Source organism: Streptomyces sp. NPDC056628 (assembly GCF_042792555.1).
GTDB lineage: Bacteria > Actinomycetota > Actinomycetes > Streptomycetales > Streptomycetaceae > Streptomyces.
The window spans coordinates 72,477-93,459 of sequence record NZ_JBHTWG010000015.1 but is presented as its reverse complement, the minus strand read 5'-3'; the positions used below and the strand labels follow the sequence as shown (position 1 = coordinate 93,459).

General features: G+C 72.3%; 20 protein-coding genes and 1 pseudogene. 11 read left to right on the top strand and 10 right to left on the bottom strand.

The window, feature by feature from the left end; all coding sequences use genetic code 11:
• Positions 1–64 precede the first annotated feature (64 nt).
• Positions 65–679 carry a TetR/AcrR family transcriptional regulator C-terminal ligand-binding domain-containing protein gene (locus ACFRAC_RS19960; protein ID WP_382925340.1) on the bottom strand — a complete coding sequence of 205 codons (615 nt, stop codon included), beginning with the start codon at positions 677–679 and terminating at the stop codon, positions 65–67.
• 233 nt (positions 680–912) lie between these two features.
• Here ACFRAC_RS19960 and ACFRAC_RS19955 point away from each other — a divergent pair, with 233 nt between their 5' ends.
• Together ACFRAC_RS19955 and ACFRAC_RS19950 are read left to right on the top strand one after the other, a co-directional pair.
• Positions 913–1,731, top strand: coding sequence for a phosphatase PAP2 family protein (locus ACFRAC_RS19955; RefSeq protein ID WP_382925338.1), 819 nt, complete (start codon positions 913–915; stop codon positions 1,729–1,731).
• Entirely contained in the window at positions 1,728–2,735 is a 1,008-nt protein-coding gene (locus ACFRAC_RS19950; protein ID WP_382925336.1) for a hypothetical protein, read from the top strand. The genes ACFRAC_RS19955 and ACFRAC_RS19950 overlap by 4 nt, the downstream gene beginning before the upstream one ends.
• 11 nt (positions 2,736–2,746) lie before the next feature.
• Here ACFRAC_RS19950 and ACFRAC_RS19945 read toward each other — a convergent pair whose 3' ends face one another.
• Positions 2,747–4,798, bottom strand: a complete 2,052-nt coding sequence (locus ACFRAC_RS19945; RefSeq protein ID WP_382925334.1) for a phosphocholine-specific phospholipase C — start codon at positions 4,796–4,798, stop codon at positions 2,747–2,749.
• 241 nt (positions 4,799–5,039) lie between these two features.
• Between ACFRAC_RS19945 and ACFRAC_RS19940 the strand changes: the two genes are divergently transcribed.
• The 8 genes from ACFRAC_RS19940 to ACFRAC_RS19905 all read left to right on the top strand — a co-directional run bounded on the left by ACFRAC_RS19940 (position 5,040) and on the right by ACFRAC_RS19905 (position 10,824).
• On the top strand, positions 5,040–6,110 hold the full coding sequence (locus ACFRAC_RS19940) for a Rieske 2Fe-2S domain-containing protein (protein WP_382925332.1): 1,071 nt from the start codon (positions 5,040–5,042) through the stop codon (positions 6,108–6,110).
• Positions 6,107–6,277 carry a hypothetical protein gene (locus ACFRAC_RS19935; protein ID WP_382925330.1) on the top strand — a complete coding sequence of 57 codons (171 nt, stop codon included), beginning with the start codon at positions 6,107–6,109 and terminating at the stop codon, positions 6,275–6,277. Before ACFRAC_RS19940 ends, ACFRAC_RS19935 begins: the two co-directional genes overlap by 4 nt.
• Positions 6,274–7,212: a PDR/VanB family oxidoreductase gene (locus tag ACFRAC_RS19930; RefSeq protein ID WP_382925328.1), complete on the top strand. Its 939-nt coding sequence runs from the start codon at positions 6,274–6,276 to the stop codon at positions 7,210–7,212. Before ACFRAC_RS19935 ends, ACFRAC_RS19930 begins: the two co-directional genes overlap by 4 nt.
• Positions 7,209–7,385 carry a hypothetical protein gene (locus ACFRAC_RS19925; RefSeq protein WP_382925326.1) on the top strand — a complete coding sequence of 59 codons (177 nt, stop codon included), beginning with the start codon at positions 7,209–7,211 and terminating at the stop codon, positions 7,383–7,385. The genes ACFRAC_RS19930 and ACFRAC_RS19925 overlap by 4 nt, the downstream gene beginning before the upstream one ends.
• A gap of 74 nt (positions 7,386–7,459) precedes the next feature.
• Positions 7,460–8,428: an ABC transporter substrate-binding protein gene (locus tag ACFRAC_RS19920; RefSeq protein WP_382925324.1), complete on the top strand. Its 969-nt coding sequence runs from the start codon at positions 7,460–7,462 to the stop codon at positions 8,426–8,428.
• A 13-nt stretch (positions 8,429–8,441) separates the two neighbouring features.
• Positions 8,442–9,215, top strand: coding sequence for an ABC transporter permease (locus ACFRAC_RS19915; protein ID WP_382925323.1), 774 nt, complete (start codon positions 8,442–8,444; stop codon positions 9,213–9,215).
• Positions 9,212–9,991: an ABC transporter permease gene (locus ACFRAC_RS19910; RefSeq protein ID WP_382925321.1), complete on the top strand. Its 780-nt coding sequence runs from the start codon at positions 9,212–9,214 to the stop codon at positions 9,989–9,991. Before ACFRAC_RS19915 ends, ACFRAC_RS19910 begins: the two co-directional genes overlap by 4 nt.
• A gap of 20 nt (positions 9,992–10,011) precedes the next feature.
• Positions 10,012–10,824: an ABC transporter ATP-binding protein gene (locus ACFRAC_RS19905; protein ID WP_382925320.1), complete on the top strand. Its 813-nt coding sequence runs from the start codon at positions 10,012–10,014 to the stop codon at positions 10,822–10,824.
• On the opposite strand, the gene ACFRAC_RS19900 is transcribed toward ACFRAC_RS19905, so the two are convergent.
• The 8 genes and pseudogenes from ACFRAC_RS19900 to ACFRAC_RS19865 form a co-directional block, all read right to left on the bottom strand.
• Positions 10,793–12,970: a discoidin domain-containing protein gene (locus ACFRAC_RS19900; protein WP_382925318.1), complete on the bottom strand. Its 2,178-nt coding sequence runs from the start codon at positions 12,968–12,970 to the stop codon at positions 10,793–10,795. The genes ACFRAC_RS19905 and ACFRAC_RS19900 overlap by 32 nt on opposite strands.
• Before the next feature lie 45 nt (positions 12,971–13,015).
• The gene (locus ACFRAC_RS19895; RefSeq protein WP_382925317.1) at positions 13,016–14,617 is read right to left on the bottom strand and encodes a glycoside hydrolase family 13 protein; all 1,602 of its coding nucleotides are present in this window, start codon (positions 14,615–14,617) and stop codon (positions 13,016–13,018) included.
• Between the two features lie 51 nt (positions 14,618–14,668).
• Positions 14,669–15,529: a carbohydrate ABC transporter permease gene (locus ACFRAC_RS19890; RefSeq protein WP_382925315.1), complete on the bottom strand. Its 861-nt coding sequence runs from the start codon at positions 15,527–15,529 to the stop codon at positions 14,669–14,671.
• On the bottom strand, positions 15,526–16,482 hold the full coding sequence (locus ACFRAC_RS19885; protein WP_382925314.1) for a carbohydrate ABC transporter permease: 957 nt from the start codon (positions 16,480–16,482) through the stop codon (positions 15,526–15,528). The genes ACFRAC_RS19890 and ACFRAC_RS19885 overlap by 4 nt, the downstream gene beginning before the upstream one ends.
• A gap of 6 nt (positions 16,483–16,488) precedes the next feature.
• Positions 16,489–17,838 (bottom strand): ABC transporter substrate-binding protein, encoded by a 1,350-nt coding sequence (locus tag ACFRAC_RS19880; protein ID WP_382925312.1) that lies wholly within the window; start codon positions 17,836–17,838, stop codon positions 16,489–16,491.
• A gap of 142 nt (positions 17,839–17,980) precedes the next feature.
• The gene (locus ACFRAC_RS19875) at positions 17,981–18,979 is read right to left on the bottom strand and encodes a LacI family DNA-binding transcriptional regulator (RefSeq protein WP_382925310.1); all 999 of its coding nucleotides are present in this window, start codon (positions 18,977–18,979) and stop codon (positions 17,981–17,983) included.
• A 44-nt stretch (positions 18,980–19,023) separates the two neighbouring features.
• Positions 19,024–19,356: pseudogene (locus ACFRAC_RS19870) on the bottom strand (FCD domain-containing protein); the annotation flags it as partial.
• Positions 19,357–19,422: 66 nt separating this feature from the next.
• A complete protein-coding gene (locus tag ACFRAC_RS19865) occupies positions 19,423–20,085 on the bottom strand; it encodes a hypothetical protein (protein ID WP_382925308.1) in 663 nt (220 codons plus the stop codon).
• 223 nt (positions 20,086–20,308) lie between these two features.
• Between ACFRAC_RS19865 and ACFRAC_RS19860 the strand changes: the two genes are divergently transcribed.
• A complete protein-coding gene (locus tag ACFRAC_RS19860; RefSeq protein ID WP_361341698.1) occupies positions 20,309–20,959 on the top strand; it encodes a helix-turn-helix transcriptional regulator in 651 nt (216 codons plus the stop codon).
• Positions 20,960–20,983 lie beyond the last annotated feature (24 nt).

The window sequence follows — 20,983 nt, the reverse complement described above, 5'->3', positions numbered from 1 at the left end:
CCCGTCCCCACGGTGCGGCGCCGCAGGTCGCCGTCCAGTCATCCCGCGGACGGCGGCCTGGGTCTCAGGTGAGTCCGAGCGTGGGCAGCACCGCGGCCTCCACGAACCGGACGATGTACTCGGGGTCGGCGTCCTTGCCCTCCAGGACGGGACGGGCCCGCAGCACGCCGAAGATCTGGGCGGGGATGTAGTCGAGCGCCGGATGGCCGGCGGGCACCTCGCCCCGCTCGACCCCGCGCCGCAGGATCTGCTTGAGCGCGTCGATCTCGGGGTCGATGAGCGCCTCGCGCAGCGCCGTCCTGAGCTCCGGGTCCTGGGTGACGGCGTGGCCGAGGGCTTGCAGCAGCCGGGTGTCCTTGGCCGACCAGGCGCCCGCCGCGCGGGCGGCCTCCCGCAGGTCGTCGGCGAGGGTGCCGGTGTCGATCCCGTCGAAGCGGGTCCGCCGGCTGGCCCGCAGGGCGGCCGCGACGAACTGCGGCTTGGTCCGCCACTGCCGGTAGAGCGTGGCCTTGCTGCACCGGGTGCTGGCGGCGACGCCCTCCATCGTGACGGAGTCGTAGCCGCAGGCGCGGATCTGGTCGAGGACGGCGTCGAAGAACTCCTGCTCACGCTCCCGCGTGAGCTTGGAGCGGCGCGTGGCGGCGACCGTGTCCGGTCCGTCCGCGGCCTGCGACGTCATCTGCTCGTCCCTTCGCTCCGGGTGCGGCGCCCACCGTCGGAGGGGCCCGCCCTCCAGTGTGTCGCACATCTATCGAAACGCCACTGTACCGGAACGCTGGCGTATCGGTACAGTGGCGTATCGGTACAGGCCCGTTTCGGAACGGGCACGTACCGATGAGTGTGCCGAGCCGGAGCAGTCCCCAGCCCGACAAGCTCACCCAGCACCACCTACGTCAGCGAAGGGGCCGGGGGATGAATGCCCGCACCGAGCCTTCCCAGGAGAAGGCCGCACCACCGCGGCCACCGCTGGTCCGCGAACTCCTGCTCGTGGCGGGGTTCTTCCTCGCCTACAAGGCCGGCCGCCGACTGGCGACCGGCCACACCGTCGAGGCCTTCCGCAACGCGGACCGGCTGTGGGACCTGGAACGCGCCGTCCACCTGCCCGGCGAGGGCGCGGTGCAGCACCTCCTGCTGCACGGCGACACCCTCGTGCGGGTGGCCAACACCTACTACGCGACCGTCCACTTCCCGGCCACCCTGGCCTTCCTGGTCTGGCTGTACCTGCGGCGCCCGGCGCACTACGTCTGGGCCCGCCGGGTCCTGACGGCCGTCACCGGCGCCGCCCTGCTGCTGCACCTGGCGTTCCCCCTCGCCCCGCCGCGCATGCTCGCCGCGACCGGGCTGCTGGACACCGCCCGCCGCTACGGCCCCTCCGTGTACGGCCCGCCGCAGAGCGACCGGCTCTCCAACCAGTTCGCGGCGATGCCGTCGCTGCACTTCGGCTGGGCCCTGATGGTGGCGCTCGGCCTGATCGCGGTCACCCGGTCGCGCTGGCGCCTGCTGTGGCTGCTGCATCCCGCGCTGACCCTGCTGGTCATCGTGGGCACGGCCAACCACTACTGGCTCGACGCGCTCGCGGCGACGGCCCTGCTGGGCCTCGCGTTCGCGCTGCTCCCCCGCCCCGGCCGCACGGCCACCACGGCCGGCCGGGGCGCCGGACGGCTCCTGCCGGCACCCCGCCGGGGCGAGGCCGCCGGCCGGGACGCCGTCCTCGTGGGAGCGGGACGATGACCGCCACCGCGCTCGCCGTCGCGCTGTCCCTGGTCTCCGCCGTCGCCTACGCCACCGCCGCCGTCGCCCAGGAGCGGCTGGCCGCCCGCAGCGCCGGCTCCGGCCTGGTGCGGCTGCTGGGCTCGGGCGCCTGGTGGGGGACGGTGCTGCTCAACGCCACGGGTGCGCTCCTGCACGTCATAGCCCTCAAGTACGGCCCGCTGACGGTCGTGCAGCCGCTCGGCGCGCTCACGCTGGTGGCCGCGGTGCCGCTCGGCGCGCGGCTGGCGGGCCGCCGGGTCGGCGCCGTCGAGTGGCGCGGTACGGCTCTGACGCTGACCGGACTGGCCGCGATCCTCGTGACGGCGTCCGGGTCCGCGCCCGACGACGTGCTGAGCACCCCCGAGGCGATCGGGGTCGCGGCGGTCACCGTGACCCTGACCGGTCTGCTGGCGTGGCCGGGTGCCCGGCCGGGCCTGCGGCACGCGACCGCGTCCGGCTTCGCCTCCGGGGTCGCCTCGGCGCTCACCCAGACGGTGACGGTGGCCGCCACCGACCACTCCGCCCCGCTGCTCAGCCTCCAGGTCACGGGCGTGGCCGTGCTGGTGGCCTCGCTCGCGGCGGGCGGACTGCTGCTGTCGCAGACCGCCTACCAGGGCGGTCTCGGCGCTCCGCTCGCGGTGGTCACACTCGCCAACCCGCTCGCGGCGGCCGTGATCGGCCTCGTCCTGCTCGGCGAACGGCTGCGGGGCGGCCCGGCCGGTGTGCTGGCCGCGCTGGCCGGGGCGGGCCTGGCGTCCTGGGGTGTGGTGCTGCTCACCCGCGCCGCGCCCACACCGGCCGGCCCCGCGACCACGACGGAATCCGCCGACAAGGCACACCCCGTGCCCGTCCCGGCCGCGACGGGATCCGCGGACGAGGCGCACCCCGTGGCCGCCGTCCTGGCCCTGGAGCCCGAGTCGGCGGCCCGGGAGCGGGTGGTGGTGCCCCGGCAGCCCGGTCCGGGGCACCTCACCCCCCTGTGAGCCGGACCCGGCTACGCGGTGAGCGTCGCGGGGTCGCTCACGCCCGGCCGCCCGTTCTCGACGTGCCCGGCGAGGCGCCTCAGGAACGCGCGCTCACCCTCGGCCGTGACGGTCAGGTCGTACCAGCGGCGGCTCGCCGCGAGACCGAACGTGCGGCGCACGGTGGCGCCGGGCCGCACGGTCACCGTGACGGTACGGCCGCCGTACCCGTCGGCGATCCGCAGCCGGACGCCGGACCAGCCCGCGTTGGTGAAGGTCAGCTCGACGCCGTCGCCGTGGTGGCGGGCGGTGACCTCGGGACCGGCCACCACGTTCGCGCCCCGGAAGGCGCGGAAGAACCCGGCCGGGCCGTGCACGGTGAGGTCGTACGAGCCGTTCGAGGCCGCCGAGTCCCAGGTGCCCGTGATGCTCTTGCCGGCCTCGGTGGTGTACGTCCACGGGCCGTCGGTGCGGTTGCCCGAGGTGACGTGGAAGGCGGCGCCCGCCCTGGCGCCGGAGGCGAACGCCAGCCCGAACGTGCCGGCCGCCGCGTCGACGCGGCCGTCCACGTGCGGGGCGTACTTCAGCGGCCGGGTGGGCCGCAGCCCGCGCTCCTGCCGGGGCATGCCCGCCTCGGCGGGGGGCGTCGGGCGGTAGTCGGGGTGCCGCAACCGGTCCGGCGGCTCGTAGGCGTCCGTCCCCGGCAGCCCGGCGGGGCGGCTGTCCTTGCGGGAGAAGTCGAACGCCGAGGTCAGGTCGCCGCAGACGGCCCGCCGCCACGGTGAGATCTGCGGCTCCTCGACACCGAAGCGGCGCTCCATGAACCGCAGGATCGAGGTGTGGTCGAAGGTCTCGGAGCAGACGTAGCCGCCCTTGCTCCACGGCGAGACGACCAGCATCGGCACCCGCGGGCCGAGGCCGTAGGGCCCGGCCGTCCGGCCGGCGTCGCCGGCGTAGACGTCCAGCGAGACGTCGGCCGTCGAGCGGCCCCGGGAGGCGTCCTGCGGGGGCAGCGGCGGCACGACGTGGTCGAAGAAGCCGTCGTTCTCGTCGTAGGTGATGAACAGGGCCGTCTTCGACCAGACCTCCGGGTTCGAGGTGAGCGCGTCGAGGACGCGCGCGATGTACCAGGCGCCGTAGTTCGAGGGCCAGTTGGAGTGCTCGGAGAACGCCTCCGGGGCGGCGATCCAGGAGACCTGCGGCAGGGTGCCGGCCTCGACGTCGGCGCGCAGCCGGTCGAAGTAGCCGTCGCCGGCCTTGGCGTCCGTGCCCGTGCGGGCCTTGTCGTACCAGGGGTCGCCGGGCCGGGCCTCGCGGTACTTGGTGAAGTACAGCAGGGAGTTGTCGCCGTAGTTGCCGCGGTAGGCGTCGTCGATCCAGCCCCAGGAGCCGGCCGCGTCGAGGCCGTCGCCGATGTCCTGGTAGATCTTCCAGGACACCCCGGCCCGCTCCAGCCGCTCGGGGTACGTCGTCCAGCCGTAGCCGAGCTCGTCGTTGCCGAGGACCGGGCCGCCACCGGTGCCGTCGTTGCCCGTGTGGCCGCTCCACAGGTAGTAGCGGTTGGGGTCGGTCGAGCCGATGAACGAGCAGTGGTAGGCGTCGCAGACGGTGAACGCGTCGGCGAGGGCGTAGTGGAAGGGGATGTCCTCGCGGGTCAGGTAGGCCATCGTCGTGGTGCCCTTGGCGGGGACCCACCGGTCGTACTTGCCGCCGTTGTACGCCTGGTGCCCGTCGGACCAGCCGTGTGGCAGGCCCTCCAGGAACCGCATGCCGAGGTCGTCGGCGTCCGGGTGGAACGGCAGGACGTCCTTGACGCCGTCCGACTGGTGCCAGATGGGCTTGCCGTCGTCCCGCCGCACCGGGCGGGGGTCGCCGAAGCCGCGGACACCGCGCAGGGTGCCGAAGTAGTGATCGAAGGAACGGTTCTCCTGCATCAGGACGACGATGTGCTCGACGTCCTCCAGGGAGCCCGTGCGATGGTGCGCCGGGAGCGCGGCGGCCCGCTGGATGCTGCTCGACAGAGCGCTGAACGCCGTGGTGGCGCCCGCGATCTGGAGGAATCTGCGCCGGTTGACTTCGGGCATGGGTGGAAGACCTCTTCCCATCGTGAGGGTGATCCGGCCGATCGGTGACAACGCGCGCGACAGGAGTGTTCCAGGGGCACCGAACGGCGGGGAAGGGTGCGATGGCACGCGTGTGAAGGTCACGGGTACGCGGGGTGCGGCGGCTCCTCCCTGTCCGCTTCCGTGAGGCGGAAGCCCTGTTGCCCCCGCCGGGGCCCCTTCCCGACGATGTCGCCACGACACCTAGACGGGAGCCGCTGCCATGCCGCACATGACCGCGTTCGCCAGGAACCAGTGGTACGTCGCCGCCCACAGCCACGAGGTGGGGCGGGAGTTGCTCGGGCGGAGTGTCTGCGGGGAGACGCTCGTGCTCTACCGCACCGAGGACGAGGGGACGCCGGTCGTGCTGCACGACCGGTGTGTGCACCGCCGGTATCCGCTGTCCGAGGCGCCGACGCGGCTCGACGGGGACCGCATCGTGTGCGGGTACCACGGGTTCACGTACGACACGACCGGGACGTGCGTGTACGTGCCCGGGCAGAAGCGCGTGCCGCGCACGGCCCGTGTGGCCTCGTACCCGGTGGTCGAGCAGGACTCGCTGATCTGGGTGTGGATCGGCGACCCGGAACTGGCCGACCCGGCCGGCATCCCGCGCGCCCGGCACCTGGACGCGCCGGGCTGGGTCACCGTGCGAGGGATGGAGCCCATCGGCTGCGACCACGGCCTGCTGGTCGACAACCTCCTCGACCTCTCCCACGAGACCTATCTGCACGGCGGCTACATCGGCACCCCCGAGGTCGCCGAGACGCCGATCACCACCGAGGTCGACGAGGGGGCGGGCATCGTGCGGGTGAGCCGGCACATGGACGATGCCGAGTGCCCGCCGTTCTACGCCCGTTCGACCGGGATCGAGGGCCGCATCGCCCGCTGGCAGGACATCGAGTACCACGCCCCGTGCCTCTACGTGCTGCACAGCCGGGTCGCGCCGGTCGGCGTGCTGCCCCGGCCGGACGGCAGCGACCCGGACGCCTTCCACACCGAGGTCACCTACGCCATCACGCCCTCCGGGGACGGGACGGTGTACGACTTCTGGGCGGTGTCCCGGGACTGGGCGACCGAGGACGCCGAGGTGACCGAGTTCCTGCGCGCCAGCAACCACACCGTGGTGATGCAGGACGTGGACGCCCTCAACCTGCTCCAGCGCACCCTCGGCACCGAGCGGCACGGCTACCAGGAGCTCAGCATCAACATCGACACCGGCGGGCTGGCCGCGCGCCGCATCCTCGCCCGGCTGGTCGAGGAGGGCGCCAAGCCCGAGGAGAAGGTGCGGTGAGCGGCGGTACCGGGGAGGTGTACCGGGTCGACTGGGTGCCGGGCACCGACCTGCTGCACGGGACCTGCCACTGCGGACGGGAGCACCGCGCCGAGGACCCGGTGCGGATGTGGGAGTGGATGCTCGCCCACCCGCGGGGGCACCGGGTGCCGGAGGACGACTCGTGACGGAGGTGTACGAGGCCGAACTCGTCGTCGAGCAGGCGGAGCCCGCGGCCGACGGGGTGCTCGCCCTCCTCCTGCGCGACCCGTCGGGCGGGCCGCTGCCCGCCTGGGAGCCCGGCGCCCATATCGACCTGCTGCTCGGGCCGGGGCTGGAGCGGCAGTACTCGCTGTGCGGCGACCCGGCGGACCGGACGCGCTGGCGCATCGCGGTCCTGCGCGAGCCCGCCGGGCGCGGCGGGTCCGTCCAGGTGCACGAGCGGCTGGGGGCGGGCGACAAGGTGCGGGTGCGCGGTCCGCGCAACCACTTCCGGCTGGAACCCGCGCGCGCCTACCGGTTCGTCGCGGGCGGCATCGGCATCACCCCGATCCTGCCCATGCTGGCCGCGGCCGAGACGGCGGGCGCCGACTGGATCCTGCTGTACGGCGGCCGCACCCGCCGGTCCATGGCGTTCACGGCGGAGCTGGCGCCGTACGGCGGGCGGGTCACCCTGGCGCCGCAGGACGAGGGCGGTCCGCTGGACCTCGGCTCGGTGCTGGACGGCCTCACCGAGGGCACCCTCGTCTACTGCTGCGGTCCCGGTCCCCTGCTGGACGCCGTCGAGGAGCGCTGCCCGGCGAGCGCCCTGCGCGTCGAGCGGTTCCAGCCGCGGGAGCAACCCTCGTCGGGGGACGCGGAGTTCGAGGTGGAACTGGCCCGCAGCGGCCTGACGGTCACGGTCGGGCCCGGCGTCTCCGTGCTGGACGCGGTGCGGGCCGCGGGTGTCGAGGTGCTGTACTCCTGCACCGAGGGCACCTGCGGCACCTGCGAGACCGACGTCCTCGACGGCACGCCCGACCACCGGGACTCCGTGCTGACCCCCGAGGAGCAGGCGAGCGGCGAGACGATGATGATCTGTGTGTCGCGGTGCCGGGGACGGCGGCTGCTCCTCGATCTGTGAACGCCCCGACCAGCGGCCCCACCCGCGCCCGCCGGCCACAGCTGACCCTCGCCGACCCCGGCCACGTCCACCGGGGCGGCCGTCACTTCCGGCTCACCCCGCGCGTGCTGGAACTCGGCTGCTCCTGCCTGTCCAGCCGCACTGGTAGAAGCTTCCACCTTCCCGCTGGGTGAGGTCGCGCACTACTGTGCGCGGTGCGCACAACCTGTCGGAACACCGTTGCACCGTTGTCTGTACAGGAGGAGCCATGCGTCGTCTGTCCGCCGGTCTCGCCGCCGGCGCCCTGCTGCTCGTCGCGACGGCCTGCGGCTCGTCGGGCGACGCATCGTCGAAAGGGGGCGGATCGTCCGGCGGGGTCACCACCGTGAAGGTCGGGCTCATCCCCATCGTCGACGTCGCCCCGCTGTACCTCGGCCAGAAGAAGGGCTTCTTCGAGAAGCATGGCCTGAAGCTGGAGTTCACCACGGCCCAGGGCGGCGCCGCGATCGTGCCGGGGGTGGCGAGCGGTCAGTTCCAGTTCGGGTTCAGCAATGTGACCTCCCTGATGGTCGCGCAGTCCAACGGCGTTCCCGTGCGGGCGGTCGCCAACGGCATCGCCTCGACCGGCGAGGAGGGCGAGGACTTCGGGGCCCTGATGGTCAGGAAGGGCAGCCCGCTGAAGTCCCCGAAGGAGCTGGAGGGCAGGAAGGTCGCCATCAACACGTTGAAGAACATCAACGAGACGGCCGTGCGCGCCTCGGTGCGCGACGCGGGCGGCGACCCCGACGAGGTGGAGTTCGTCGAGCTGCCCTTCGACCAGATGCCGGCCGCCCTGGACAAGGGGCGGATCGACGCCGCCATGGTGGTGGAGCCGGCGACCGCCACCATCAGGAACCAGGACGGCGTCGAGATCGCCTCGCCGCTGGTCGACGTGGCGCCCGACCTCACCGTGGCCCTCTACTTCACCTCGGCGCGGTACGCGGAGAGCAACCCCGAGGTCGTGAAGAAGTTCCAGAAGGCGGCCGCGCAGTCCCTGGCCTACGCCGACGCCCACCCGGACGAGGCGCGCGAGATCATCACGACGTACACGAAGATCCCGGCGGACGTGCTGGCGAAGGTCACCCTGCCGAAGTGGCCGGCCGAGGCGAACCGGTCCTCCGTCGAGGCCCTGATGAAGCTCGGCCAGTCGGACGGCCTGTTCAAGAACCCGCCGGACCTCGACGAGCTGCTGCCGTGAGGGACACCGACCGGTGAGGGCGACGAACGCCGCACTCGGCGCGGCGGGGCTCGCCGGCTTCCTGGCCCTGGCCGAGGCGGTGCCGCGGCTCGGCCTGGTGGACGAGGAGTACCTCCCGCCCGCCGGCCGGATCGCCGTCGCGCTCGGGGACGAGGCCGCCGACCCCGCGTTCTGGACCGCGCTCGGCGACACGCTCACCGGCTGGGCGCTGGGCCTCGCGATCGCGTCCTGCGCGGGTGTCGTGGCCGGTGTCGTCCTGTCGGTCGTGCCGTATCTGCGGCAGGCCACGGCCTCCACGGTCGAGTTCCTGCGGCCCATCCCCTCGGTCGCCCTCATCCCGCTGGCGGTCCTGCTCTACGGCTCCGAACTGCGCTCGGTGCTCCTGCTCGTCGTCTACGCGTCCTTCTGGCAGGTCCTGATCCAGGTCCTGTACGGCGTCCAGGACGTCGACCCGGTCGCCGAGGAGACGGCACGGTCGTACGGCCTGGGCACCTGGGCACGGATCCGGTACGTGCTGTGGCCGTCCGCGCTGCCGTACGTGATGACCGGCGTGCGGCTCGCCGCCGCCGTCGCGCTGATCCTCGCCGTCACCGCCGAACTCGTCATCGGGGCGCCAGGGCTCGGCCGGCGCATCGGGGTGGCGCAGACCTCGCAGGCGGTGCCCGAGATGTACGCGCTGGTCGTGGTGACGGGGCTGCTGGGGCTCGTGATCAACGTGGGGGCGCGTGCGGTGGAGCGCCGGGCGCTGGCCTGGCACCCGTCGGTGCGCGGGGAGGTGGCGGTGTGAGACGCGTGCTGCTGCGGGTCGTCCTGGCGTGCGCGCTGCCCGTCGTGCTGCTCACCGTGTGGTGGGTGGCGTCCGCGGGCAGCACGGACGTGTACTGGCCGCCGCTGCGGACGATCCTCACGGCGTTCCCGGACGTGTGGACGCCGGACCGGCTGCGCGGCGACGTGCTGCCCAGCGTCTGGCGGCTGGCGGCTGGTTACGCCCTGGCGGCGGTCGCCGGGGTGGCGCTCGGCACGCTCGTCGGCTCCCACCGGCGGGTGCGGGCGGTGTGCGAACCGGTCCTGGAGTTCCTGCGCGCGGTGCCGCCGCCCGTGCTGGTGCCGGTCATCATGCTGTTCGCGGGGATCGGCGACACGATGAAGGTCGCGGTGATCGCGAGCGGCTGCGTCTGGCCGGTCCTGCTGAACACCGTCGAGGGCGTACGCGCGGTGGACCCGGTGACGGCGGAGGTGGCGCGGTCGTACGGGATCACGGGGGTGGCCCGGCTGCGGAGCCTGGTGCTGCCGTCGGCGAGCCCGCAGATCTTCGCGGGGCTGCGCCAGGCCCTGTCGATCGGCATCATCCTCATGGTGATCAGCGAGATGTTCGCCGCCAGCAACGGGCTCGGGTTCACCGTCGTCCAGTTCCAGCGGGGTTTCGCGATCCCCGACATGTGGACCGGCATCCTCGTGCTCGGGATGCTGGGCGTCGTGCTGTCGATGCTCTTCCGGCTGGTCGAGCGGCGGGTGCTCGGCTGGTACCACGGTCTGCGCGCCTCGGCCCGGCGGTCGCCGTGAACCTCCAGAAAGGGCGTTCCATGCTGGACGTACGGGGTCTGCGGAAGGTCTACGAGGGCTCGGGACGGCGGGTGGAGGCGGTACGCGACCTGACCTTCACCGTCGATCCGGGCGAACTGGTCTGTCTCGTCGGCCCGTCGGGCTGCGGCAAGACCACCCTGCTGAAGTGCGTGGCCGGGCTGCTCACGCCGACCGGCGGCGAGGTGCTTCTGGAGGGGCGGCGGGTCGACGGGCCGCCGCCCGGGATGGCGTTCGTCTTCCAGGAGTACGGGCGCAGCCTGTTCCCGTGGATGCGGGTCGGGGAGAACGTCGAACTGCCGTTGCGGCAGAAGGATCTGGGCAAGGTCCGGCGCCGGGCGCTGGTGCGGGACGCCCTGGAGTCGGTGGGGCTCGCGGACGCGGCCGGCGCCTACCCGTGGCAGTTGTCGGGTGGGATGCAGCAGCGGGTCGCGATCGCGCGGGCGCTGGCGTACGAGCCCCGGGTGCTGCTGATGGACGAGCCGTTCGCCGCCGTGGACGCGCAGACCAGGGCCGATCTGGAGGACCTGGTGCGAGGGCTGTGGCGGGAGCGCGGCATGACGATCCTCTTCGTCACCCATGACATCGACGAGGCCGTCTACCTCGGTGAGCGGGTGATCGTGCTGTCCGCCTCCCCGACCGTCGTCCGTGAGCAGCTCACGGTCGATCTGCCCGCCGGGCGCGACCAGTTGCACACCCGCGTGGACCCGCGCTTCGCCGGCCTGCGCACCCGGGTGTACGAGCAGATCCAGGCGGCGAAGCGCGGGGACGTCCCGGACGCGCTCACGAAGTCGAGTACGCCTCCACCTCGCTGAACTGGGCCGCCGGCCAGCCGGTGTTGGCGCTGACGGAGAGCCGCAGATGGCGCAGGGTGGTGCCGGCGGGCAGGGGGACGGTGACGGTGTTGCCGGTGGCCGGATCGAAGCGGTGACCGGCGGCGCCGACGACCGTGGAGTACGCCGAGCCGTCCGAGCTGCCCAGCACGGTGACGGTCTGGGTGCGGGCCTCCCAGGCCGCGGACGGGGGCAGATTCAGCACCACCCGGCGGACCGTCCGGACCGAGCCGAGGTCGACCGTCAGGGCCTGCGGGAAGGCGTGGTTGGCGGACTCCCAGTAGGTGGCGGCGTCACCGTCGACGGCCTTGCCGGGCGTGTAGACGTCCTGGGACCCGGTGGCGGTGACGGGGCGCCCCTTGGCGAGGTTGCCGGACTGGCCGGGGTCCGGGTCGGGGTTGCCCTGGCCGGGCCGCGGCCAGGCCGAGCAGTCCGACCAGGTGCTGCTCCAGCCGGAGTTGCCGCCGCCGTCGGTGAGGGTGAAGGTGCCGGAGCTGGCCGGGTAGGGGCAGTTGTAGACACCGGCGGCGCCGACGCCGGTCGCCGTGACGTTGCGGAAGGTGGCGGCGCCCGGCGTCTCGGCCTGGACCACGACCGTGCCGGTGTTGCGGACGGTCGCCCCGTCGACGGTGATGTTCCTCGCCGCGAGCCCGCGGCCGCCGCCGGAGACGAACTCGAAGGCGCTGTACGGGCTGTCGGTAATGGTGGTGTTCGTGATGCGCACCTGGGCGTCGACGGCGCTGTCGTAGGAGTCGACCCGCAGGGCGCCCATCGGATGGTTCCAGTTGGGGTTCATGGCGCCGGTGCGGACCAGGGTGTTGCCGTCGATGGTGATGGTGCCGGACAGCGGGTGGAAGGGGTCGAGGAACTTCTGGTTGGAGAGGGCGATGCCGCTGCCGAGCGCGTTGGTGTCGGAGATCAGGTTGCCGCGGACCGTGAGGTCGGTGCCGCCGTAGATGGCGATGCCGTTGGCGAGGTTCGGCTGGGTGATGGTGTTGTTCTCGAAGCTGCTGCCGACGTCCGGCGCGTTCAGCGACCACATGGCGAGCGCGTCGTCGCCCTGGTTGCGCAGGAAGTTGTTGCGGACCTTCACGCCGCGGGCGTTGCCGTTGAGGTTGAGGCCGTCGGCGGTCATGTCGAGGAAGCGGTTGTTCTCCACGACGAGGTTGTCGTTGGTGCCGGTCAGCCAGAGGCCCACCTTGAGGTGCTGGAGCCACATGCCGGACACGGAGCTGTTCGGGCCGAGCGAGCCGTTGACGAAGTTGTCGGGGTTGGCGTCGACGCGCTCGGTGACCTCGCCGATCACGGCGAAGTTCTTGATGTGGACGTTCCCGGAGGAGCCGGTCTGGTCGATGAAGCGGGACGAGCGCACGATCGAGTGCCAGTGCCCGGCCCCCTGGAGGGTCACGTTCTGCACGCCGCTGAGCGACGACGTCAGCCGGTACTCCCCCGGCGGGATCCACACCACCCCGCCCTGGGCGGCGGCGATGGCGTCCCGGAAGGCCCGGGTGGAGTCGCCCTGGCCGCTGGGGTCGGCCCCCTTGGAGACGACGGAGACCGATCCGGCGGGCTGTCCCGCCGCGCCGGCGACCTGCTCGAAGTCGGCGACGTCGACGGTGACCTGGACGCCGGTGGCCTGGAAGGCCACCTTGTCGCCGGCCTGCACGTCCCGGCCGAGCGGCAGCCGCGCGTTGTCGTAGAAGTGGTGCGTCTTCGAGCCGGTGATCCAGCCGGTGTCGACGTACGAGTACGTCGACGTGACCGCGAGGGTGCGGGAGAGTTTCTGGCCGTTGACGTAGACGTCGAGCGTCCCGGACTGGCCGTCGGGGACGCTGTAGGCGACGTTCACGGCGTTGGCCGCGCGCGGGACGGTGAACTCGACGCGCTGGCCGGCGCCGAGGCGTACGGCCCTGCGTCCGGACGCCTCGGAGGCGAGTGTGCCCTGAGTGACGTCCGGGCCGATCGTGGTGCCGGTCGTGGTGGCGGACTCGGCCTCGACGGAGGTGAACGGGAGGTCGGCGCCGGCCGCCGCGTGGGCGGCGGGGGCGGTGGCGGTGACCAGGCCGGCGGCGAGCGCGACGGCCACCGCCACTGGCATGAGCCTGACACTCGTGCGGGTGGGGTGCATGGGCTGATCCCTTCGTGGGGGGGTGCGGGACAGCGGGACGCGGGCTCAGGCGCGCAGCCAGACCGCGGTGTCCTGGGGCAGCCGGCCGTCGGGGTCCAGCGGGCCGCTGCTCAGCAGGAGTTCGCGGTGCGCGGGCAGGTCGGCGGGGGTGTCCGACAGGTTGACCACGCACAGGGTGCCGGGGGTCCGGGTGAAGGCGAGCACACCGTCGGGCGACGGCAGCCAGGTCAGCGGTCCGTCGCCGAGCTCCGGGCGCAGGGCGATGGCCCGGCGGTACAGGGTGAGCATGGAGCCCGGGTCGGCGGCCTGGCGGTCGGCGGCGTACGCGGCCCAGCCCTCGGGCTGCGGCAGCCACGGCTCCGCCTGGGCGCCGAAGCCCGCGTACGGCTCCCCGGCCGCCCAGGGCAGCGGCACGCGGCAGCCGTCCCGGCCCGGGTCGGTGCCGCCGGAGCGGGCGTGCATCGGGTCCTCGATCCGGTCGAGCGGGATGTCCGCCTCGGGCAGGCCCAGTTCCTCGCCCTGGTAGAGGTAGACGGAGCCGGGCAGGGCCAGGGACAGCAGCGCGCCGGCGCGGGCGCGGCGGGTGCCGAGGGCGAGGTCGGTGGGGGTGCCGAACGCCTTGGTGGCGAAGTCGAAGCCGGTGTCGGCGCGGCCGTACCGGGTGACCGTGCGGGTGACGTCGTGGTTGCACAGCACCCAGGTGGCGGGGGCGCCCACCGGGGCGTGCTCGGCGAGGGTGGTGTCGATCGAGGTCCGCAGCCGCTCCGCGTCCCACGGGCAGGACAGGAAGGAGAAGTTGAAGGCGGTGTGCAGTTCGTCGGGGCGCAGATAGCGGGCGAAGCGTTCGGGGTCGGGCAGCCAGACCTCGCCGACGAAGACGCCGTCGTACGCGTCGGCGACGGCGCGCCAGGAGCGGTAGATGTCGTGGAGCTCGTCGCGGTCGACGTAGGGGTGCGGGTCGGGGGCGCAGGCGAGGTCGGGCAGCTCCGGGTCCTTGGCGAGCAGTGCGGCGGAGTCGATGCGGACGCCGGCCACCCCCCGCTCGAACCAGAACCGCAGGATGTCCTCGTGTTCCTGCCGGACCGCCGGGTGGGCCCAGTTGAGGTCGGGCTGTTCGGGGGTGAACAGGTGCAGGTACCACTCGCCGTCGGGCAGCCTCGTCCAGACGGGGTCGGTCGAGCCGACGAACTCCGACGGCCAGTCGTTGGGCGGGAGGGCGCCGTCGGGGCCGCGTCCGGGCCGGAAGTGGAACAGCTCGCGCTCGGGGCTGCCGGGTCCGGCCTCACGCGCGGCACGGAACCAGGGGTGCTGGTCGGAGACGTGGTTGGGCACGATGTCGACGATCGTGCGGATGCCGAGCTCACCGGCCTCGGCGATGAGCTTCTCCGCCTCGGCGAGGGTGCCGAAGGCCGGGTCGATGGCCCGGTAGTCGGCGACGTCGTAGCCGCCGTCCTTCAGCGGGGAGACGTACCAGGGCGTGAACCACAGGGCGTCCACGCCGAGTTCGGCGAGGTACGGCAGCCGGGCGCGGACGCCCGCGAGGTCGCCGGTGCCGTCGCCGTCGCCGTCCGCGAAGCTGCGGACGTAGACCTGGTAGATGACGGCGGAGTGCCACCACGGTGCGGCGGCAGGACGGGACTGTGCCACGGTGTGGCCCTTTCTGTCGGGAGGGGGCAGGGCGTCCGGGGGTGGGGGACGTCAGCCCTTGGTGCTGCCCGCGCCGATCCCCGCGATGATGTGCCGCTGGAAGGCGAGGAACATCGCGACCATGGGGATGCTCGCGATGACCATCGCGGCGATGAGCACGGTCAGCGGGATGTTCTGCGACAGCTGGACGAGTGCGACGCTGATGGGCTGCTTGTCGGTGTCGGAGAACACCATCAGCGGCCAGAGGAAGTCCTGCCAGACGGCGACCAGGGCGAAGATCGAGACCACGCCGAGGACCGGCCGGGACATCGGCAGCACGATCGACCACAGGGTGCGCAGCCGGCCGGCGCCGTCCATCTCGGCGGCCTCCAGCACATCGCGCGGGAGCTGGTCGAAGAACCGCTTGAGCAGGTAGAGGTTGAAGGCGTTGGCGACGGCCGGCAGCCAGATCGCCACGGGGTCGTTGAGCAGCCCGAGGTCGGCCACGGTCAGGTACTTCGGCACGACGAGCGCCTGGGCGGGGACCATGAGGGTGGCGAGGATGCCGCCGAGGATCACCTTGCCGAAGGCGGGCCGCAGCTTGGACAGCGCGTAGGCGGCGGCCGTGCAGAACACCAGCTGGCACAGCCAGGCGCCGGCGGCCTGGACGACGGTGTTCCACAGATGGGTGGGCAGCTGCATCAGGTCCCAGGCGTCGGTGTAGCCGCTGACGTGCCAGCGTTCCGGGACCAGGGTCGGCGGGGTCCTGGCGACCTCGTCCGCCGACTTCATCGCGCCCGTGACCATCCAGTAGACGGGGAACAGGAACGCGATCACGAACAGCAGGACGGTGCCGGTGAACACGGTCCAGTAGGCGGCCTTGCCGCGCGGCCGGGCCAGGGCGGCCGGCGAGAGGAGGGTCCGGGTGCTCATGCGCTCTCCCCTTCGGTGCGGGTCAGTCGCAGGTACACGGCGGAGAAGGCGCCGAGGAGCACGAGGAGCATCACGCTCAGGGCGCAGGCGCCGCCGAAGTCGTTGTAGAGGAACGCGTACTTGTAGATCAGGTAGAGGACGGTGACCGTGGCGTTCTCCGGGCCGCCGCCGGTGATCACGAACGGTTCGGTGAACACCTGCATGGTGGCGATGATCTGAAGCAGCATCAGCATCAGGATCACGAACCGGGTCTGCGGGATCGTGACGTGCCGGACGCGTTGCAGCAGGTTCGCGCCGTCGAGCTCGGCGGCCTCGTACAGCTCTCCGGGGATGGACTGGAGCGCCGCGAGATAGATGAGCACGGTGCCGCCCATGTTGGCCCAGGTGGCGACGATGACCAGGGAGACCAGCGCGGTGTCGGCGCCGTTGGACCAGTTCGAGGTCGGCAGGTGCGCAAAGCGCAGCGCCTCGTTGGCGAGGCCGGTGCCCGGGTCGTAGAACCACTTCCACAGCAGGGCGCTGACCACCGGCGGGATCATCACCGGCAGGTAGACCACGACCCGGAAGAACGCCTTGGCGTGCCGGAGTTCGTTGAGGACCAGGGCGAGCACGAAGGGGATCGCGAAGCCGATCAGCAGGGCGAGCACGGTGAAGGTGAGCGTGTTGCGCCAGGCCGCTGTGAACTCCGGGTCGTTGAAGACGCGGGTGAAGTTGGCGGTGCCGACCCACTCGGGCTCGCCGCCGGGCGTGTACTTCTGGAAGGCGATCACGACCGCGCGGATCGCCGGGTACCAGGAGAACAGGGCGAAGCAGACGAGGCCGCCGACGAGGAAGCCGTAGGCGCGGGCCTGGTCGGCGAGGCGGCGCCGCCTCCGGTCCCCTGCCGGGGGCGGCGCCTGCACGGGGCGTACCGCGACCTTCGCGACGGTCCGTCGCTGAGCCGTGTCGGTCATGGTGCGTCAGCCCCGGTCCAGGATTCCGTCGATCTTGCCGGACGCGTCCTCCAGGAGCTGGTCGATGTCGGCGTCCTCCTTGGTGAGGACGGCGGAGACGACACCGTCGAGGACCGAGTAGATCTGCTGGGCGCTCGGCGGCTCGATCTTCATGTCCAGGTTCTGGTTGCCGTCGAGGAACGCCTGGTAGTTCTCCACCGGGACGTTGGCGTTGGCCTTCTTGACCTCCTGGTCCTTGGCGTCGGCGGCGCCGGTGAACAGGCGGGGTTCGGGCAGGCCCACGGGCGCGTCGTTCTTCTTGGCGCGGGCGTAGTCGCCGAGGAAGCCGTCGCCGGGGGTGAGGAACATGTGGTCGAGCCACTTCAGGCCGGCGCGGATCTGCTCGGGGCTGGCCTTCTTGCTGAACATGTAGCCGTCGCCGCCGATGAGGGTGCCCTTGCCGCCGGGCATGGGGGCGAGGGCGAGGTCCTTGTAGTTCCCGCCCTTCTCCTTGACGAGGATCGGGATGTTGTCGGGGGCGGCGAGGTACATGCCGAGCTTGCCGGAACCCATCATCTGCTGGACGTCGTTGATGACGAGCAGCTGCTTGCTGCCCATCGACTCGTCCTTCCACCGCATGTCGTGGAGGGCCCGCAGGACGGCGCGGCCCTCGGGCGAGTCGACGGTGGCCTTCTTGCCGTCGGGGCTGACGACGTCGCCGCCCTGCGAGTACAGCTCGGCGGTGAAGTGCCAGCCGCCCTGGTTCTGGGCGCTGTAGTCGGCGTAGCCGACGGTGCCGCCGCCGAGGCCGGCGATCCTCTTGGCCGCGGTGCGGACCTCGTCCCAGGTGGCCGGGGGCTTGTCGGGGTCGAGGCCCGCCTTCGCGAAGAGCGCCTTGTTGTAGATCAGGCCCATCGAGTAGCCGGTGCGCGGGACGCCGTAGACCTTGCCGTCGACGGTGTAGATGTCACGCAGTTGCTGCTGGATGGTGTCGTAGCTCTTGAGTTCCTTGACATACGGCGTGATGTCGGCCGCCTGGTCGATGTCGACCACGTGGCGGGCGTCGGTGAAGTACGTGTAGAAGACGTCCTCCATCTGCCCGCCGGCGAGCTTGGCGTCGAACGTCTTCGGGTCCTGGCAGGGGAACGCGTCGTGGGGCACGACGTCGATGTCCGGGTTCTGCCGCTCGAAGTCGGCGACGTCCTGCTCGAAGAACCTGCGGTCGACCTTGGCGCTCTTGGGCGGCATGCAGTTGACCGTGATGCGGGTCTTGCCGCTCGCCGAGTCGTCGCCGCCCGAACCGCAGGCGGACGCGGCGAGGGCGAGCGAACAGACGCTCAGCGCGGCAAAGGTACGGCGGAACCCGGTGCTTCTCATCGGTGGACCCCTCTGGGCATGGAGCGGTGGGCGCCGCACACTCAAGCACCGTCGACATCCATGCGCAAGATGTCGCGCGAGATTTGCAATTTTTAGACAGCACCTCGGTTGCCGATGACGTCCTTTCGCGCGGGGCCGCAGGTCAGCGGCGGGGCGCTTGCGCCGTGGAGCCGCGCACCACCAGCTCGGGCTCGAAGAGCAGCTCCTCCGCCGGGACGGGAGTGCCCGCGATCTGGGCGTTCAGCAGCTCGACGGCCGCCCGGCCCATGGCCTCGATCGGCTGGCGGACGGTGGTAAGGGGGGGCTCGGTGCAGTTCATGAACGCCGAGTCGTCGTAGCCGACGACCGAGATCTCCGACGGGACGCCGAGTCCCTTGCGCCGCGCGGCCCGTACAGCGCCGAGGGCCAGCGGGTCGCTCGCGCAGATGATGCCGGTGACGCCCCGGTCGATCAGCCGGGAGGCGGCCGCGTGCCCGCCCTCGATCGAGAAGATCGCCCGCGCCACGTGCTCCTCGGGCAGCTCGGCGGCGATCCCCCGGGCGGCCGCCAGCTTGCGCGCCGACGGCACGTGGTCGCCCGGGCCCAGCACCAGCCCGATGCGCTCGTGGCCCAGCGAGGCCAGGTGCCGCCACGCCTGCTCCACCGCCACGGCGTCGTCGCAGGAGACGGCCGGGAAGCCCAGGTGCTCGATGGCCGCGTTGACCAGCACCACCGGGATGTTGCGGTCGGCGAGTTCCTTGTAGTGGTCGTGCGGCGCGTCCGCCTGCGCGTACAGGCCGCCGGCGAAGACCACCCCGGAGACCTGCTGCTGCAGCAGCAGCGTGACGTAGTCGGCCTCGGAGACACCGCCCTTGGTCTGCGTGCACAGCACGGGGGTGAGTCCCAGCTGGGCCAGCGCCCCGCCGATCACCTCGGCGAACGCCGGGAAGATCGGGTTCTGCAGCTCGGGCAGCACCAGGCCGACCAGACGCGCGCGTTCCCCGCGCAGCTGGGTGGGGCGCTCGTAGCCGAGCACGTCCAGGGCGGAGAGCACCGCCTGCCGGGTGGCCTCCGAGACACCGGGCTTGTCGTTGAGCACCCGGCTGACCGTGGCCTCGCTGACCCCGACCTTCTTCGCCACTTCAGCAAGTCGTCGCGTCATGGACGCAAGAATAGCGCAAGAATTGCAAACTGCTTGCGTACGGGTCACTCCTCGTCGCGCGCCGCCCACAGGCCGCGGACGTGGCCCAGGTGCCGGACGACCTCGGCGAGGTGGGCGTTCCCGGCGAGGGCGAGCAGACCGAGGTGGAGGCGCGTGTCGGCCTCCACGTGCGCGATGAGGTCACCGGCGACCGCCGCCCGGACGAGCTCCCGGGCGGCGGGCCGCAGCGCCTCCAGGGACACCGCGTCGGCGGTGGCGGCCAGCTCCACGACCGTCGGGATCTCGATGAGCGCGCGGACGTGCGTGTACTCGTCGAGCTGCTTCTCGCACACCGCGGTGACCCGGAACCCCTTGTCGGGCACCGTGTCGACCAGCCCGGCGGCCCCGGGGCGGGGTGTGCTGACGGGGCGCCGTCGGCGACCTGAACGCCGACGGTGCCCCGATCAGTCCTCGGGCGCGCGCACCACACGGAGATACGAGGCGTCACGACGCGCCCCGCGGGCCCTGACCCGCTCGCGGCGCGCCTCGCGCAGCACCAGCGTCAGCCGCGTGTACCCCAGCTCCCGCAGGGTCGCGGGTGTCTCGTCGACCACCCGGCACTCGGTGGCGCCCCAGCGCGGGTCGGGGTGGTGGAGCGGGCGCACCGCGCCGTCCTCCTCGACGGCCCGCTCCCCCACCGCGCGGATCCAGTGCGGCAGGCCCTGCCGGTAGGCGGCCTCCATGAGGGGGTCCTGGGCGATGTCCCGGCGGACGGCCTGGAGCGCGTGGTCGTGGCCGTGCCGCTCCAGGGCGTCGGTGAAGTGGGCCAGCATCGGCAGGCACCAGCTGGACTCGTGGTCGCCGAGGACGGCGGCGGCGTCCGGGTGGAAGAGGACGAACCGCAGGAGGTTCTCGTGCGGCATCGCGCTGGGGTGGGGGCCCACGGCGCTGAAAAGTGACGCGAAAGCGCTGTTCGCCAGGACGACGTCCCAGCGGTGGTCCACGACGACGGACGGGAAGGGCACGGCCTCCACGAGGACGGCGTAGTCCCGGAGATACGCCTGGGCCTCGGGCCGGTCGGGGACGGGCCGCGGTACGAACCGCTGCCCACCTGCCTGATATGCCATCGGGAGGTCACCCCTCTTGCCTATGCGGCCTTCACGCGGCGTCCCGATCCTGGTGCCCGCGCCCGAGCCATGTCAACTATCGTGGCATTCCCCGCCGGTTGACGGCTGAAATTGGCCACAGTTGTGGCGGAACCTGGATGCGCGTTCGAACCACCCGGTAATCTTCGTCGAGTTCACGGCAACAGGTTGTGAGAAGCCTGTGAGAGACGTAGGAGATCTGTCGGTGACGGATGGCTTCGAGGGCCCTGGCGCCACGGTGACGGCCGCGCTGCCCGCCGTCGTCGCCCGCGTCGCCGCGCTCGCCGACCGGCTCGACGTGCCGCACACGGAGGTCTTCGACACCGGCCGGCTGTCCGTCGCCTCCGGCGTCCCGGAGCCGGTGGTCAAGGCCCTGCTGAGCGGCCGGCCCGCGGGTGAGCCCGATGTGCAGGCCCGGTTCCTCCAGCGGCTCGACCTCCTGCGGCGCACCCGCCTGAAGCCCAACGGCCGCAGGTACACCCAGCAGGAGATCGCCGACGGCGCCGGCATGTCCCGCCAGCAGGCGGGCGCGCTCATCAACGGCGACCGGCGGCCCACCATGGAGCACTGCGACGCCATCCAGCGCTTCTTCCGGGTGCACGCCGGCTTCCTGACCGCCGAGGACCCCGAGGCGCTGGCCGGCGCGCTCCAGCGCACCGAGCAGGACCTGCTGCAGAGACTCGCGGAGCGCGAGGCGGCCCAGGCCGCCGAGGACCCTCTGGAGCGGCTCCTGCAGGACCACGGTGTGCGCGGCATCGCCTGGCGGGCCGCCCAGCTCCCCACCGACCAGCACCGCGACAAGGTCGCCGAGTGGCTGGACATGCTCCTGGAGAGCGTCAAGCGGCCCGAGTCGTGACCGGAGGAACGGGAGACCATTGGG